The organism is Streptomyces sp. NPDC057474 (assembly GCF_042802555.1).
Classification (GTDB): domain Bacteria; phylum Actinomycetota; class Actinomycetes; order Streptomycetales; family Streptomycetaceae; genus Streptomyces.
The window spans coordinates 26595-42929 of sequence record NZ_JBHVDX010000064.1 but is presented as its reverse complement, the minus strand read 5'-3'; the positions used below and the strand labels follow the sequence as shown (position 1 = coordinate 42929).

The 16335-nt window shown below is 70.8% G+C and carries 15 protein-coding genes; 12 read left to right on the top strand and 3 right to left on the bottom strand.

Annotated features, from left to right (window positions below; all coding sequences use genetic code 11):
* Nucleotides 1-77: 77 nt before the first annotated feature.
* The gene (locus ACFU53_RS19895; RefSeq protein WP_383993763.1) at nt 78-1889 is read right to left on the bottom strand and encodes a bifunctional metallophosphatase/5'-nucleotidase; all 1812 of its coding nucleotides are present in this window, start codon (nt 1887-1889) and stop codon (nt 78-80) included.
* Between the two features lie 284 nt (nt 1890-2173).
* Here ACFU53_RS19895 and mshD point away from each other — a divergent pair, with 284 nt between their 5' ends.
* From mshD to ACFU53_RS19845, 10 genes are all read left to right on the top strand, one after another.
* A complete protein-coding gene (gene mshD / locus ACFU53_RS19890) occupies nt 2174-3112 on the top strand; it encodes a mycothiol synthase (RefSeq protein ID WP_383993760.1) in 939 nt (312 codons plus the stop codon).
* Nucleotides 3113-3214: 102 nt separating this feature from the next.
* Entirely contained in the window at nt 3215-3628 is a 414-nt protein-coding gene (locus ACFU53_RS19885; protein ID WP_383993769.1) for a GntR family transcriptional regulator, read from the top strand.
* On the top strand, nt 3625-4563 hold the full coding sequence (locus ACFU53_RS19880) for an ABC transporter ATP-binding protein (RefSeq protein ID WP_383993758.1): 939 nt from the start codon (nt 3625-3627) through the stop codon (nt 4561-4563). Before ACFU53_RS19885 ends, ACFU53_RS19880 begins: the two co-directional genes overlap by 4 nt.
* Nucleotides 4560-5618: an ABC transporter permease gene (locus tag ACFU53_RS19875; protein WP_383993755.1), complete on the top strand. Its 1059-nt coding sequence runs from the start codon at nt 4560-4562 to the stop codon at nt 5616-5618. The genes ACFU53_RS19880 and ACFU53_RS19875 overlap by 4 nt, the downstream gene beginning before the upstream one ends.
* Nucleotides 5615-6604, top strand: a complete 990-nt coding sequence (locus ACFU53_RS19870) for an ABC transporter permease (protein ID WP_383993752.1) — start codon at nt 5615-5617, stop codon at nt 6602-6604. The genes ACFU53_RS19875 and ACFU53_RS19870 overlap by 4 nt, the downstream gene beginning before the upstream one ends.
* 473 nt (nt 6605-7077) lie before the next feature.
* On the top strand, nt 7078-9312 hold the full coding sequence (locus ACFU53_RS19865) for an RNA degradosome polyphosphate kinase (RefSeq protein ID WP_383993766.1): 2235 nt from the start codon (nt 7078-7080) through the stop codon (nt 9310-9312).
* On the top strand, nt 9293-10420 hold the full coding sequence (locus ACFU53_RS19860) for a CHAD domain-containing protein (protein ID WP_383993749.1): 1128 nt from the start codon (nt 9293-9295) through the stop codon (nt 10418-10420). Before ACFU53_RS19865 ends, ACFU53_RS19860 begins: the two co-directional genes overlap by 20 nt.
* The gene (locus ACFU53_RS19855) at nt 10417-10842 is read left to right on the top strand and encodes an NUDIX hydrolase (RefSeq protein WP_383993746.1); all 426 of its coding nucleotides are present in this window, start codon (nt 10417-10419) and stop codon (nt 10840-10842) included. Before ACFU53_RS19860 ends, ACFU53_RS19855 begins: the two co-directional genes overlap by 4 nt.
* A gap of 426 nt (nt 10843-11268) precedes the next feature.
* Complete coding sequence (locus ACFU53_RS19850; protein WP_383993743.1) at nt 11269-12102, top strand: hypothetical protein; 834 nt, start codon at nt 11269-11271, stop codon at nt 12100-12102.
* 94 nt (nt 12103-12196) lie between these two features.
* Complete coding sequence (locus ACFU53_RS19845) at nt 12197-12382, top strand: hypothetical protein (RefSeq protein ID WP_383993740.1); 186 nt, start codon at nt 12197-12199, stop codon at nt 12380-12382.
* An 89-nt stretch (nt 12383-12471) separates the two neighbouring features.
* Here ACFU53_RS19845 and ACFU53_RS19840 read toward each other — a convergent pair whose 3' ends face one another.
* Entirely contained in the window at nt 12472-12846 is a 375-nt protein-coding gene (locus tag ACFU53_RS19840) for a metal-sensitive transcriptional regulator (RefSeq protein WP_383993737.1), read from the bottom strand.
* Between the two features lie 188 nt (nt 12847-13034).
* Between ACFU53_RS19840 and ACFU53_RS19835 the strand changes: the two genes are divergently transcribed.
* Both ACFU53_RS19835 and ACFU53_RS19830 read left to right on the top strand, forming a co-directional pair.
* Nucleotides 13035-13655 carry a DUF47 domain-containing protein gene (locus ACFU53_RS19835; protein ID WP_383993735.1) on the top strand — a complete coding sequence of 207 codons (621 nt, stop codon included), beginning with the start codon at nt 13035-13037 and terminating at the stop codon, nt 13653-13655.
* A 7-nt stretch (nt 13656-13662) separates the two neighbouring features.
* Nucleotides 13663-14661 carry an anion permease gene (locus ACFU53_RS19830; protein ID WP_383993732.1) on the top strand — a complete coding sequence of 333 codons (999 nt, stop codon included), beginning with the start codon at nt 13663-13665 and terminating at the stop codon, nt 14659-14661.
* Nucleotides 14662-15535: 874 nt separating this feature from the next.
* On the opposite strand, the gene pstB is transcribed toward ACFU53_RS19830, so the two are convergent.
* A complete protein-coding gene (gene pstB, locus ACFU53_RS19825; protein ID WP_383993729.1) occupies nt 15536-16312 on the bottom strand; it encodes a phosphate ABC transporter ATP-binding protein PstB in 777 nt (258 codons plus the stop codon).
* Between the last annotated feature and the right edge of the window lie 23 nt (nt 16313-16335).

The window sequence follows — 16335 nt, the reverse complement described above, 5'->3', positions numbered from 1 at the left end:
CCCCTGTTGGACAGGGGCGCGGGGAACTGCGCGATCAGCCACACACAAGCCGTTGGCGCACGGCTTGCCGAAGACGCCTAGCTGATGATCGTGATCCGGTTCGCCGCAGGCGGCGCGATCGGGCTCGTGGCCGAGGAGTTGGCCAGCAGGTACTGCTCGAGCGCGGCGAGGTCGTCCGCGCCGACCAGGTCGTTCGTGCCCTGGCCCAGCGTCGGGAAGCCGTCGCCGCCGCCCGCGAGGAAGCTGTTGGTCGCGACACGGTAGGTGGCGGCCGGGTCGATGGCGGCACCGTTGAGCTTGACGGTGTCGGCGGCGATCCGGTCCGCGCCGGTCTTCGTCAGGTCCAGCGTGTACGTCAGACCGGACGACGGCAGCAGCACCTTCGGCGCGGCGGTGTTCGAACCGCTCACCTGCTCCTTGAGGATGGAGATGATCTGGGCGCCCGTGAAGGACTGCAGGTTGACCGTGTTGGAGAACGGCTGGACGGTGAAGCCCTCGGCGTAGGTGACCACGCCGTCGCCCTCGGTGCCCTTGGCCGCGTAGGTGAGCGGCGCGCGCACACCACCGGGGTTCATCAGCGCGAGGTCGACCTCGGGGTCCAGCGTCTTGCCGTACCAGTACTGCGCGTCGGCGATGAGGTCACCCATCGGGGTCTCCGTGCCGACGTTGGCCACATCGCCGGTTATGTAGCCGATGGTGCGGTTGCCGATGGGGGCGGCGAGGGTGTTCCACCTGCTGATGAGGGCCGTCATGTCGGCGGCCTTCGCGACGGTCCGGGTGACCACGTGGTTCGCGGACTTCACGGCCGTACGGGAGATGTCGTTGGTCTGACGGTCGTACGTCAGCGTCGTGTCGGTGTAGAGGCGGCCGAAGGACGCGGCCGAGGTGACCATGCGCGGCTTGCCCGCCGGGTCGTTGATCGTGCAGGCGTACGCGGCGTGCGTGTGGCCGGTGACGACGGCGTCGACCTTCGGCGTGATGTTCTTGGCGATGTCGACGATCGGACCGGAGATGCCGTCACCGGCGCCGGGCGAGTCGCAGTCGTAGTTGTACGACTGGGAGGCGGGGAGACCGCCCTCGTGGATCAGCGCGACGACCGACTTGACGCCCTGGCTCTCCAGCTCCTTGGCGTACTTGTTGATCGTCTCGACCTCGTCCTTGAACTTGAGGCCCTTGACGCCCTCGGCGGAGACGACGCCCGGGGTGTCCTCCAGCGTCACACCGATGAAGCCGATCTTGACGCCGTTCTTCTTCCACACCCAGTAGGGCTTCAGGAGCGGCTTGCCGGTCTTCTCCTCGATGACGTTCGCCGCGAGGTACGGGAAGTCGGCGCCCTTGAACTTCTTGCCCTCGACGTAGCAGCCGTCGACCTTGTGGCAGCCGCCCTTCTGCAGGCGGGAGAGTTCCTTGGCGCCCTCGTCGAACTCGTGGTTGCCGACGCTCGTCACATCGAGGTCGAGCCCGTTCAGCGCCTCGATGGTGGGCTCGTCGTGGAACAGGCCCGAGATCAGCGGGGAGGCGCCGACCATGTCACCCGCGGCGGCCGTGATCGAGAACTTCGTGTTGGCCTTGCGGGCCTCCCGCAGGTGCGTGGCCAGGTACTCGACACCACCGGCGTTGATCGTCGTGGTCGTACCGTCCTCGTGCAGCTCGGTCACCCGGCCCGAGGAACCGGCCGGCGGCTCCAGGTTGCCGTGCAGGTCGTTGAACGACAGCAGCTGCACGTCCTGGTACCGCGGCTTGCTCTTGCCGGGCTTGTGAGACTCCGCCTCACCGGCGCTCGCCGGGATCGCGGCGGCCAGCGCCCCGACGGTCGCCAGGCCGGCCGCGGCGGCGAGCATCCGGTTACGGCGGCTTCTGCGGCGCTGCGCTTGGGGTGTGGCTGACATGTGCCCCCCTGGATTCGTGAGAAGTAAGAGAAACGTGAGAACAGGCCCCGTGCGGCCGAAGCCTAGGGTCAACGCGCGTAGCGCGGCAGGGGGTTCATGGTTACGACCTGGTTGCCATCAAGGAGGACTCGGAACGAATCGGCACCAACAGGGGCGCGGGACCGTGACATCTGCGGCTCCGCCGCGGGGCGCGACCCGCCACATTCAAGCCGCACCCGCCAGCGCACAGAACCGGCCGAGCTCATAGGCGCCCTCCCACCGCACCCCCGGTTAACCTCGTACCCATGACCAGCGACGACACGGCCCAGCCCAGCGGAGCGCGCCGCATCGAAACCCGCCTGGACCTGACCGCCACCCAAAGGGACGTCGTACTCGCCCTGCTGGACGAGGCCGCCCAGGTGGACGGCCAACAGGCGGTGTCCGAGCAGGGCCGCCTCCAGCTCCGCGGCGGCCCCCGCGAAGGCGTACGTCACCTCCTCCTCACCGCCGGAGAGGACCTCGTCGGCTACGCCCAGCTGGAGGACACCGACCCCGTCGAGGCCCCCGCCGCCGAGCTGGTCGTCCACCCCTCCCACCGGGGCCACGGCCACGGCCGGGCGCTCGGCTCCGCCCTGCTCGCCGAGTCCGGCAAGCGCCTGCGCGTCTGGGCGCACGGCGGCCACTCCGCCGCCCGCCACCTCGCCCAGGTCCTCGGCCTCACGCTCTTCCGCGAACTGCGTCAGATGCGCCGCTCCCTGGCCGATTTCGACCCGCCCGAGCCGGTGCTCCCCGAGGGCGTCACCGTCCGCGCCTTCGTCCCCGGCGAGGACGACGCGGCCTGGCTCGCCGCGAACGCGGAGGCCTTCGCCCACCACCCCGAACAGGGCTCCCTCACCCAGCGCGACCTCGACGACCGCGAGGCCGAGCCCTGGTTCGACCCGGCGGGCTTCTTCCTGGCCGAGCGGCACGGCGAGGGCGGCGCCGAACTGATCGGCTTCCACTGGACGAAGGCGCACGCCGCCGAACAGCTCGGCGAGGTGTACGTCGTCGGCGTCCGCCCCGGCGCCCAGGGCGGCGGCCTCGGCAAGGCCCTCACCACGATCGGCCTGCGCCACCTCGCCGCCCAGGGCCTGCCCACCGCGATGCTCTACGTCGACGCCGACAACAAGGCGGCGGTGACCGTCTACGAACGCCTGGGCTTCGTGACGTACGAGACGGACCTGATGTACCGCAGCGAAACCTGACGTACCCGGAGTTTTCCACAGGCTGGGGGCGGTGTTGTTGACACCGCCCCCTCTCTTGCACCACCCTTTCACTACTCAATTAGTGAAAGGGTGGTTGTCCGAGTGGTCGAGTACCGCATCGACCGGCGCAGCGGTGTCGCCACCTACGTGCAGATCGTCCACCAGACCAAACAGGCCCTGCGGCTCGGCCTGTTGGAGCCCGGCGACAAGCTCCCCACGGCCCGCGAGGTCGTGGAAGCCACCGCGATCAACCCGAACACGGTGCTGAAGGCCTACCGCGAGCTGGAGCGCGAAGGCCTGGTCGAGGCCCGCCGCGGCCTCGGCACGTTCGTACGCAAGTCACTGGGCATCGCACCGGTCGACTCGCCGCTGCGGGCCGAGCTGGACGGCTGGGCCGAGCGCGCCCGGGAGACCGGGCTCGAACGGGACGACGTGGAGGCGCTCTTCACGTCCGTCCTGGACGAACACTTCACAAAAGATCAGCTGGATCGGAAAGATCGGGGGGACGAGGCATGACGGGGACCGCGATGGAGGCGGCCGCGCTCGGCAAGAAGTTCGGGTGGCGGCAGGGGGGCTGGGCGCTGCGCGACTGCACGCTGCGGCTGCCGAGGGGACGGGTGTGCGCGGTCGTCGGACCGAACGGCGCGGGCAAGTCGACACTCCTGGCCCACGCGGCCGGGCTGCTCGCCCCCACCGAGGGCGTCATCAGTGTGCTGGGTACGACCCCCGCGGCGGCCCGCGAGCGCATCGCGTACGTCGCCCAGGACAAGCCCCTCTACCCGCAGCTGACCGTCGCCCAGACACTGCGGCTGGGCCACGAACTCAACCCCCGGCGCTGGGACGCGACCGCCGCCGAGCGGGTGGTGGACGCGGGCGGGCTGAGCCGGGACGCCAAGATCCGCTCCCTCTCCGGCGGCCAGCGCACCCGGGTCGCACTCGCCCTCGCCCTCGGCAAGCGGCCCGAACTGCTGCTCCTGGACGAGCCGATGGCCGACCTCGACCCGCTCGCCCGGCACCAGCTGATGGGCACCCTGCTCGCGGACTCCGCCGAGCACGGCACCACGGTTGTCATGTCCTCGCACGTGGTGGCCGAACTGGAGGGTTCCTGCGACCACCTGTTCCTGCTGGGCGCCGGGCGCGTCCGGCTCGCGGGCCCGCTGGACGAGATCCTCGCCGCGCACACCCTGGTCACCGGCCCGGCCGGCGATCTCGCCCCGCACACGGTCGTCGAGTCCCGCACGACGGGGCGTCAGCTCACCGCGCTGATCCGCCCGCAGGGCCCCGTCGGCCCCGGCTGGCAGACCGCCGAACCGACCCTGGAGGAGCTGGTCCTCGCCCACCTGAGGGCACCTCAGGCTCCGGCCCTCACCGTCGACGACCTGGGTGCCGGTGACCACGCCGACGAGACGGACGAGACCGACGGGGCCGAAGCGCGGGAGGCGGCGGTATGAGCACCACGACCACCGAGACCGCCGCGACCCCGGCCGCCCGCTCCGGGAACCCGGCCCCCGCCCGGGCCATGACCCCGGTCCGGGGGCTGATCCGGGCGACGCTCCGCGTGCATCAGTCGGCACTGTGGTTCTGGGGGCTGCTGGTGGTGCTGACCGCCGGCGGCCTGGTGTGGGCCGCCGGACCGGTGGTGGACGCGGCCTGGGCGGAGTACGTCAGGAGCGGCTGCGCGACGAGAGACTACTGCCCGACAGGCCCCGTGTACTCCCACTACGGGCTGGCCGTCAACCTGGGCTTTGCGGTCCTCACCATCGCCCCCGCCCTGATCGGCGCCTGGGCGGGCGGTGCCCTGATCGCCCGCGAGCTGGAGAGCGGTACGGCGAAGCTGGCCTGGACCCAGTCCGTCACCCCGACCCGCTGGCTCGCCGCCAACCTCACGGTCCCGGCCGCCCTCATCGTCTCGGGGACGGTCCTGCTGACCCTGCTGAACCGCCTGGTGTGGTGGCGGGGGGAGCGGCTGCGGCACGCGCTGGGAAACCAAGACTGGTTCGACTACAGCACCTTCACGGGCAACGGCACCCTCGCCACCGCCTACGCCCTGCTCGCCCTGGCCCTCGGCGTCCTGGCCGGCCTGCTGATCCGCCGTTCGCTGCCCGCGCTCGCCGCCGGGTTCGTGGGCGTGGCGGTCTTCATGAGCATCTTCCGGACGCAGCGCCATGCCCTGTGGCCGGTCGAGACCCTCGTGTCCAAAACCCCCGACCCGAACTGGACGGGCGAGCTGGTCGACCGCGGCATCGTCCTCACCTCGGGCGACCGTGTCTCGAATGCGGCGTGCGTGGACGTCTCCTGCGGCCGGTCCGACGTCGCCGGTTACTACGCCGACTTCCACCCCTCCTCCCACTTCTGGTCCCTCCAACTCGTCGAGACCGGCATCGTCCTCGGCATCACCGCCTTGCTGGTCCTGGCCGCGTTCCACCTGCTGCGCCGCCGTACGGGAGGCAGCGCGTCGCCGCGTACGGGAGCCGGCTCGTCGCCGCGTACGGGAGGCACCCCATGACCGCCACGACCACACCCGCCGTCCCCGGGGCCCCCGCCACCCGCCGCGGCCTCCGCCCCCGCGGCCTTGTCTGGACCGTGCTGCGCCTGCACCGCTCGGCGCTGCTGGTGTGGGGCGGGTACGTGCTGGCCATGGCCGGATGGCTGCTCTGGCTGCGGATCGTCACGCTGCCCCGGATCGACCAGGAGGTGGCCTCCTGCGGGGACAGCGACCCGTGCATCGACGTCGCGGCGGCGATGACGTACAGCTCGGACCTGAGCATGATCGGCACACTCGTCTCCTACCTCTGCTACGGCGTGGCCGCCTGGGCCGGTGCCGCCCTGACCGGCCGCGAGCTGGAGCGGGGCACGGCGAAGCTGGCCTGGACCCAGTCGGTCACCCCGACGCGGTGGCTGACCGCCAAACTGGCCGTGCCCGCCGTCGCGCTCGTCCTCGGCACCAGCGTGCTGGTCCTGCTCTACCGCGCGACCTGGGCGTCGGACCGGGGCATGGTGGGCGACGAGTGGTTCAACCCCGACCCGATGGTGAACCGAGGCCCCCTGCTCGTGGCGTACGCCCTGTGCGCGCTGGCCGTCGGCGCCCTGGCGGGCCTCGCCCTGAGGCGCGCGCTGCCGGCGCTCGCCGTGGCCGTCGGCTTCATGTCCTGGTTCCACGTGTACCTCGACCGGCACACCAGCGAGCTGTGGCCCACCGAGACGCTCACGGACGTGGCCGCGAGCATGGTGCGGGACGAGGCGGACCAGATAGCCCTCGGCTCGGTCACCGAGTCGGGCGCCCGGGTCTCGGACCTCAGCTGCTTCGACGGCGCGGGCCCGGACGCCGTCCGGGCGTGCATGGCCAACCACGAGTTCACCGGCCTGTACGCCGAGGTACACCCGCCCTCGCACTTCTGGCCCCTGCACCTCATGGCCACCGGCGTCGTCCTCGCCGTCACCGTCCTCGCCACCACCGCCGCCTTCTGGCTGCTACGCCGCCGCACACGCTGACGGCACCCCCGCCCACGCCACGACGGGCCGGCCATCGACCCGGCACGCCCTTCCCACAGGGGGAGGGGCGTGCCGACGGCGTACGACAGGTAAACGGTGCACGACGGCGAAATGGTGTGCGCCGGGGCCTCGCGCGTGCTTCCGCGGAACCGGCGGTCCTCCCTGCGCTATCCCGCACGTAAGGTCTTCGTAACCGGCGATTCAGACGACCTTGCGACGCTTCCGCAATGAACCCCGTCGTGCCCGAGCCCTCGCCTCCCCCACGCAACGGCCCAAGCAACGGGAAGAGCGCGGGGAGCGGCCCCCGTGCGACCGCGCCCGTCGCCCCGGACCACGCCGCCGTCGGTGTCGTCGCGCGCATCGACGCGGACATCGCCGCGAACGACGCCGCGAACGCCTCCTCGCCCGTCCCCGCACTCCCACCGGCCCTGTCCGACGCGCCTGTGATGCTCGCGGCGCGGAACAATGGTGTCATGAGCCAGTCCAACGCCCAGGCAGACCAGGTCCAGCACGCACAGCCGACCGTCGGCTCCATAACGGGCCACCGCCCGCACACGGTGTCGGCCGCGGTCTCCGACCTGGAACCCGACATCGACGCCGACCTCGACGGGTACGAGGAGGAGGAGCACGAAGGCGAAAGGCTGCCGCAGGGCCGTTTCCTCGACCGGGAGCGCAGCTGGCTCGCCTTCAACGAGCGCGTCCTTGAGCTGGCCGAGGACCCGAACACCCCCCTCCTCGAACGGGCGAACTTCCTGGCGATCTTCGCCAGCAACCTGGACGAGTTCTTCATGGTCCGCGTGGCCGGCCTGAAGCGCCGCATCGCCACCGGCGTGGCCACCCGCTCCGCCTCCGGCCTCCAGCCCCGCGAGGTGCTGGAGATGATCTGGGCCCGCTCCCGCGAGCTGATGGCCCGGCACGCCGCCTGCTTCCACGAGGACGTCGCCCCGGCCCTGGCCGAGGAGGGCGTGCACCTGGTCCGCTGGAGCGAGCTGGCGGAGAAGGAGCAGGCCCGCCTCTTCACGCTCTTCCGCCACCAGATCTTCCCGGTCCTGACGCCGCTGGCCGTCGACCCGGCGCACCCCTTCCCGTACATCTCGGGTCTCTCCCTGAACCTGGCCGTACGCGTGCAGAACCCCGTGACCGGCACCTCGCACTTCGCCCGCGTCAAGGTGCCGCCGCTGCTGTCCCGCTTCCTGGAGGCCTCCCCGGGCCGGTTCGTCCCCCTGGAGGACGTGATCGGCGCCCATCTGGAGGAGCTGTTCCCCGGCATGGAGGTGCTGGAGCACCACGCCTTCCGGGTCACCCGCAACGAGGACCTGGAGGTCGAGGAGGACGACGCCGAGAACCTCCTCCAGGCCCTGGAGAAGGAGCTCATGCGGCGCCGCTTCGGGCCGCCGGTGCGCCTGGAGGTCGAGGAGAACATCAACCAGGAGGTCCTGGACCTGCTGGTGCGCGAGCTGAAGATCAAGGAGTCCGAGGTCTACCCGCTGACCGGGCCCCTGGACCTCACCGGCCTCTTCCGCATCGCCTCCCTTGACCGGCCCGAGCTGAAGTACCGCAAGTTCGTCGCCGGCGTCCACCGCGACCTGGCCGAGGTCGAGTCGGCGTCCGCGCCCGACATCTTCGCCGCCCTGCGCAACCGGGACGTGCTGCTGCACCACCCGTACGACTCCTTCTCGACGTCGGTGCAGGCGTTCCTGGAGCAGGCGGCCGACGACCCGGACGTCCTCGCGATCAAGCAGACCCTGTACCGGACCTCCGGCGACTCCCCCATAGTCAACGCGCTCATCGACGCCGCCGAGGCCGGCAAGCAGGTCCTCGTCCTGGTCGAGATCAAGGCCCGCTTCGACGAGCACGCCAACATCAAGTGGGCACGCAAGCTGGAGGAGGCCGGCTGCCACGTCGTCTACGGCCTGGTCGGTCTGAAGACACACTGCAAGCTGTCCCTGGTGGTCCGCCAGGAGGGCGAGACGCTACGGCGCTACAGCCACGTCGGTACGGGCAACTACCACCCGAAGACGGCGAGGCTGTACGAGGATCTGGGCGTGCTGACGTCGGACGCGCAGGTCGGCGCGGACCTCTCCGACCTCTTCAACCGTCTCTCCGGCTACTCGCGCCGCGAGACCTACCGCCGCCTCCTCGTCGCGCCCAAGTCCCTGCGCGACGGCCTGATCGCCCGCGTCAACAAGGAGGTCCAGCACCACCGTGCCGGACGTCCCGCACACGTCCGTATCAAGGTCAACTCGATCGTGGACGAGGCGCTCATCGACTCCCTGTACCGGGCCTCGCAGGCGGGTGTGCCGGTCGACGTGTGGGTGCGCGGCATATGCGCCATCCGCCCCGGCGTCCCGGGTCTGTCGGAGAACATCCGGGTCCGCTCGGTCCTCGGCCGCTTCCTCGAACACTCCCGGATCTTCGGCTTCGGCAACGGCGGCGAGCCCGAGGTGTGGTTCGGCAGCGCCGACATGATGCACCGCAACCTCGACCGCCGGATCGAGGCCCTGGTCCGGATCACCGACCCGGCCCACCGGGCGGCGCTCAACCGCCTGCTCGAGACCGGTATGTCCGACACGACCTCCTCCTGGCACCTCGGTCCCGACGGCGAGTGGACCCGGCACTCGACCGACGCGGACGGCCAGCCCCTGCGCAACGTCCAGGAGATGCTCATTGACGCCCGGAGGCGCCGGCGTGGCACAGCAACACCTTGACCCCACGGACCCCACGGTCGTACCCGCCGATGCGGTCGCCTGCTATCTGCGGGCCCAGGCCACGGAGTTCCTCCGCGCGCTGCGCACCCACCGTGAGACCGGTGGGGGCGCGGCGGCCGGAGCCGAGGAGTCCACCGACGCGGCCCTCGCCCTGCGCCGCTCGGCCCGCCGCATCAGCGGCACGCTGCACACCTTCCGGCCTCTCCTCGACACCGACTGGTCGGAATCCCTTCGCCCCGAACTGGCCTGGCTGTCAGGCACGTTGGGCCGCGAACACGCGTACGCGGCACGGCTGGACCGCCTGGTGACGGCCCTGAACCGCCTGTCGGGAGCGACGACGTTCCCCGTCCAGGCGCCGATGCCCGCCCGCTCCACCGCCGCCGCGGCCAGCCGTTCCGGCACCGCCGCCTCCGCTGCCGGTGGCCGTTCCGCGGAACCCGGCACCGCCGGCCCAGGTACCCGCCCCACGGCAACCCCCGACCGCGGAAACCTGACCGTCGGCGCCGCGAAAGCCGGCGCCCTCCTGGACCGCCAGCTCACCCTCGCCCGCACCCGGGCCCACTCCGCCGCCCTCCAGGCCCTCGGGTCGAGCCGCTTCCACGCCGTCGCGGACAACGTCGCCGTCCTCGCCAGCGAGGTCCCCCTCACCCCCACCGCCCCCGCCGCGGACCTCCGCCCCCTCGCCGCCGCCGCCCACGACCGACTCCGCGACGCGGTCACCGGCCTCCCCCTCCACACGGCCGGCCACCCCTACAACGCCGAGGCCCTCATCCACGGCCTCTCCCCCGACACCGCGCCCCACCCCCAGGACGCCCCCTGGCACCAGGTACGGCTTCTGCTCCGCCTCCACCGCTACGCCCTGGAGGTCCTGCACCCCGGGGCCGTGCCCGTCGACGTACGCCTCCTCGCGGCCGGCGAGGCACTCAACCGTCACCGGGACGCGTCCGAAGCGGCCTCCGCGGCGGCCGCCGCCGCCCGCACCCCCCGTATCGCCCCGGCCACGGCCTACGCCCTCGGCGTCCTCCACGCCGACCAGCGCCACGAAGTGGAGGCATCCCGGTTCGCGTTCCAGCAGTCCTGGCAGAAGGAGGCGGTGAGCACGTCGTGACCGAGAAAGCCCACGCCATCATCCAGGCGGCGGGCTGCGTCCTGTGGCGCCGCTCGCCCGACGGCGGGGACCTGGAGATCTGCCTGGTCCACCGGCCGAAGTACGACGACTGGTCGCACCCCAAGGGCAAGTTGAAGCGCGACGAGGGCACTCTCGCCTGCGCGCTGCGCGAGGTCGAGGAGGAGACCGGCCACCGCTGCACGCCGGGCCCCCGGCTGCCCACGACCCACTACTTCGTCAACGGGCGGGCCAAGCAGGTGAGTTACTGGGCGGCCGAGGCGGCGGCCGAGGGCCACTTCGAGCCCAACCACGAGGTGGACCGGATCCTCTGGCTGGACCCGGCCACCGCCCGCGACCGTCTCACCCAGCCCCGCGACCGGGAACTGATCGACGAGTTCCTGGCGACCCTCCGCCACGCATAGCCCTCACGCCCCGCTCGTCGTGTGCCCCTCCGCGTCCGTCCGGGCCAGACTCCGCGCCCGTCTGGCCGGGCCACGCCAGCCGCAACTGCATCTCGCCACGCAGAAGCGGCCCTGTTCGACGGTGGTCGTACGATGCTGCGGAGGTACCGGCTCGTCCTGATGCGCCACACCCCCAACGTTACCCAAGGCAAGTACACGTGTTCCCCTCCGCCCGCCCGCTCCCCGCGGGGGCGAAGCCCTGAAGGGGCGCGGGCTGTGACATCTGCGGCTCCGCCGCGGGGCGCGACCAGCCGAACCCGACCCCTCAGCCGCACTACAACCGCCGCCCCGAGCTCTTGAGCGCACGGCGTGACAACCCTCCCCACCCGTCGTTATCCGAACGAGCAGGAGGACCCGGTACAAACCCGGCGAGGGGGTCGGCAGGCGATGGTGACGCGGCGGCACGGCAAAACGGGCGCGGTGTTCGTCGCGGCGGGACTCATCGTCGGCGCGGCCGGTGTCACCGGCTGTGCGGGCGGCGGCCTCGCCGACGACTCCCTCCCCTCCGACCCGGTGGAACTGCTGCACCGAGCCGCCCCCACCCTCGTCCGCGCGGGCAGCTCCAAGGCCCGTACGGAGATGGAGATGGCCACCGGCGGCACCCGCGTGACCATCCACGGCGAGGGCGTCTACGACTACGGCAGACAGCTCGGCCGACTCAAGGTGCTGCTCCCGCACGACCCCGCCGGCCGCAGCGAACACCGCCCGATCACCGAACTCCTCGCCCCCGGCGCCCTGTTCATGAAGAACCGCGGCGCGGGCGTCCCCGCCGACAAATGGGTCCGCGTCGACACGGGCACCCTCTCCGACGGCAATCTGGTCACCGGCGGCGCCACCGACCCGTTCGCCGCCGCCGAGGTGCTGCGCGGGACGCGTACGGCGAGGTTCGTCGGCCAGACCGAGGTCGACGGCACCCGGGTCCGGCACTACCGCGGCACCGCCGACCTCATGACGGCGTCCCGCGCGGCCTCCGAAAGCAACCGGGCTCCCCTGCGCGCCGCCGCCAGGGGCTTCGCCACCGCCCGGGTCCCCTTCGACGCCTACCTCGACGACGAGGGCCGCATCCGCAAGGTCCGCCACCGCTTCAGCTTCGTCAACGGCGGCCAACAGGGCACCGTCGCCGTCGCCTCGACGACCCTGCTGTACGACTTCGGCGTCCCCGTCGCCGTACGGTTGCCGAGGCCCGAGGACATCTACGCCGGGAAGATCGCGGAGGGGTAGCGGAAAGTACGGGGCCGGAAATGGTCCGTTGGTGCCATGCGCCGGCTGTGGACCGCTGCCTACCCTAGGAGTCGGTGACGGCAGAGAAGAGGTGATGCGCGTGGCTCCGGCAGGCGGTACGGCGGTTCAGGACCACGTGGCCCTCGCCGAGATCGAGCTCTGCGGCGACCTCATCATCGCGGCCTCGGCCACCGAGGGCGACCGCCTCAGCCCCGACCGTATCGACGAGGTCCTGCGCGTCTGGGAAGAGCGCGCCCACGAGGACGAACCGCCCCGGTAACGGGCGGGCGCCCAGGGGCCGTATTCGGCGGCCGCACCCGGTGGCCGAAAAGCGCCCCCCGGCAGCACGGCCGCCGACTCCCCCGGCCCTCAGGTCCGCAGCAGCCGCCCGATCGCCTTCGTGGCCTCCTCCACCTTCGCGTCGATCTCGGCGCCGCCCTTGAGGGCCGCGTCGGCGACGCAGTGCCGCAGGTGTTCCTCCAGGAGTTGCAGCGCGAAGGACTGCAGGGCCTTGGTGGAGGCGGAGACCTGGGTGAGTATGTCGATGCAGTAGACGTCCTCGTCGACCATCCGCTGGAGCCCACGGATCTGCCCCTCGATGCGCCGCAGACGCTTGAGATGTTCGCCCTTCTGGTCGTGGTACCCGTGGATTCCACGGTCGTGGTCGGTCACGACACCCGGCTCCACACCGTCTACGGCCTCTACGGCGGAGGGCACTTCAGCGCCGGCCCCTGTGGTCGTCATCGCAGCCTCCAGACTTATACCCCTACCGGGTATATGGTATCGAACTTTGGCGGGTATACGCCCTGCAGGCGGCCCCCCTGCCGGTCAATCTGCCTGATGGGCGACACTGGGGGACGGCCCATTAGCCGTGGCCGGATGATGCGCCTAGCATCAGCCTGACCGAAACCGATGCATACCGAGGACCCCACGTGCGCTTTCGTCTGACCCCCAGGGAGACGAGCTTCTACGACATGTTCGCCGCGTCCGCGGACAACATCGTCACGGGCTCGAAACTCCTCATGGAACTGCTCGGGGCGGACACCGCCAGCCGGGCCGAGATCGCAGAGCGTATGCGGGCCGCTGAACACGCCGGTGACGACGCCACCCACGCGATCTTCCACCAGCTGAACTCCTCGTTCATCACGCCCTTCGACCGCGAGGACATCTACAACCTCGCGTCCTCCCTCGACGACATCATGGACTTCATGGAGGAGGCCGTCGACCTGGTCGTCCTCTACAACGTGGAGGAACTGCCCAAGGGCGTCGAGCAGCAGATCGAGGTGCTGGCGCGGGCCGCCGAGCTGACCGCCGAGGCCATGCCGAACCTGCGGACCATGGCCAACCTCACGGAGTACTGGATCGAGGTCAACCGGCTGGAGAACCAGGCCGACCAGATCCACCGCAAGCTGCTGGCCATGCTCTTCAACGGCAAGTACGAAGCCATCGAGGTCCTCAAGCTCAAGCAGATCGTGGATGTGCTGGAAGAGGCGGCGGACGCCTTCGAGCACGTGGCGAACACGGTGGAGACCATCGCGGTCAAGGAGTCCTGAACCCTTCATGGACACCTTCGCTCTGGTCGTGACCATCGGGGTCGCGCTCTTCTTCACGTACACCAACGGCTTCCACGACTCCGCGAACGCGATCGCGACCTCGGTGTCGACCCGCGCGCTGACGCCACGCGCGGCCCTCGCCATGGCCGCGGTCATGAACCTCGTCGGCGCCTTCCTCGGCAGCGGCGTCGCCAAGACGGTCAGCGAGGGCCTGATCTCCACGCCCGAGGGCTCGAAGGGGATGGGCATCCTCTTCGCGGCACTGGTCGGCGCGATCACCTGGAACCTCGTCACCTGGTACTTCGGCCTCCCGTCCTCCTCCTCCCACGCGCTGTTCGGCGGCATGGTGGGCGCGGCACTCGCGGGCGGTACGACGGTCTACTGGTCCGGCGTGCTCGAGAAGGTCGTCATCCCGATGTTCGTGTCACCACTGGTCGGCCTGGTCGTCGGCTATCTGGTGATGGCGGCGATCATGTGGTTCTTCCGTCGCGCCAACCCGCACAAGGCGAAGCGCGGTTTCCGTATAGCGCAGACCGTGTCGGCAGCGGGCATGGCCCTCGGGCACGGTCTCCAGGACGCCCAGAAGACGATGGGCATCGTCGTGATGGCCCTGGTCATCGCGGACGTCGAGGACTACGGCGACCCCATCCCGGTCTGGGTGAAGATCGTCTGCGCGGTCATGCTCTCCCTCGGCACGTACGCGGGCGGCTGGCGCATCATGCGCACCCTCGGCCGGAAGATCATCGAACTCGACCCGCCGCAGGGCTTCGCCGCCGAGACCACCGGCGCGTCGATCATGTTCATCACGGCCTTCATCTTCAAGGCCCCCATCTCCACGACCCACATCATCACCTCGGCGATCATGGGCGTCGGAGCCACCAAGCGCGTGAACGCCGTCCGCTGGGGCGTGGCCAAGAACATCATCCTCGGCTGGTTCATCACGATGCCGGCCGCGGCCCTGGTCGCCGCGACGAGCTTCTGGATCGTGAACCTGGCGTTCCTCTGACCGCACGGCATTCCCCCGAGCCCGGCCGCACGGTCGACCGCGGCCTCGTTGGCTGTCGGCGGAGGCCTGCGGCCGGCCCTCGGGCAGCCGGGGCACCCGTGCCGGGCCCGTCCGGGAGGCGGCGTACGACCGACCAGGTGCGGGCGGCGAAGACCAGCAGCCCGGCCGCCGTGGCGACCTGCACCGGCCCGTGACTCGGCAGCGCCCACAGGCCCGTCCGGTCGGCGGCGGGGGGAGGATCGGGTTCTGCAGGCCCATGTCGACCAGGCCTGCCATGACTTCGGTGGACATGCCCTCCAACTCGCCCCGCACCGGCGCACCGAGCAGGATGCCAAGGCCGCCGTCCGTAGACGAGTCCGGCGACGCACAGCGCCAGGGTCCTGCCCCAGAACCGCTCCACCGGCCAGGTCGGCCACTGCACCAGCGCCGCGTACAGCGCGAACACGTCCCGCGTCAGCGAGTTGAGCCGGAAGCGGATCTCGCCGGGGCGGGCGACGGCGTGGAACATCCTGTTCTGGAACGGCAGCGGAGCACCACCGCCGGGTGACCTCGAACCACAACGCCGTACGAAAGAGTCTTCCCACAGCGCCGTACGAAGAGTCTTCCCACACCGCCTCCCCCGGCCGTCTCCTTGCCGGCGGAATGCCGAGCCGCGTCGCCCTCGGTGACGACCACGGCCTCGCCGAGGTGGCCGATCGTGTCGAAGCGGTCCCGGTCGTGGGCGATGTACGAGACGACGAGCACGGACCGGCCCGCGCCGGGTCACCCGCCCCCAACGAGGACGGGCCCGCCCCCGGGAGCCGGGGGCGGGCCCTTTACCTACCTCGCGGCGGCACCGCCATGCAGCACCGCGAGGGGTTCTTTAGACGTCGGCCTAGCCGAAGCGCCCGGAGATGTAGTCCTCCGTGGCCTGGACGGACGGGTTGGAGAAGATCCGCTCCGTGTCGTCTATCTCGATGAGCTTGCCGGGCTGCCCGACGGCCGAGAGGTTGAAGAACGCCGTGCGGTCGGAGACACGCGCCGCCTGCTGCATGTTGTGCGTCACGATGACGATCGTGAAGCGCTCCTTCAGCTCACCGATGAGGTCCTCGATGGCGAGCGTCGAGATCGGGTCAAGCGCCGAGCACGGCTCGTCCATGAGCAGCACGTTCGGCTGGACCGCGATCGCGCGGGCGATGCACAGCCGCTGCTGCTGACCGCCGGAGAGGCCGGAACCCGGCTTGTTGAGGCGGTCCTTGACCTCGTTCCAGAGGTTCGCGCCCTTGAGGGACTTCTCGACGATGTCGTCCAGCTCGGACTTCTTCTTGCCGCCGACCAGCTTCAGGCCCGCCGCCACGTTGTCGTAGATCGACATCGTGGGAAACGGGTTCGGACGCTGGAAGACCATGCCGACCTCACGCCGCACGGAGACCGGGTCGACCCCGGCGCCGTACAGGTTCTCGTCGTCGAGCATGACCTTGCCCTCGACGCGGCCGCCCGGCGTGACCTCGTGCATCCGGTTCAGGGTGCGCAGGAACGTGGACTTGCCGCAGCCGGAGGGGCCGATGAAGGCCGTCACCGTACGGGGCTCGATGGCCATCGAGATGTCCTCGATGGCTCGGAAGGAGCTGTAGTAGGCGTTGAGGCCGCTGACGTCAATTCGCTTGGCCATGGGAATCACTGCTTCTTTCGCGG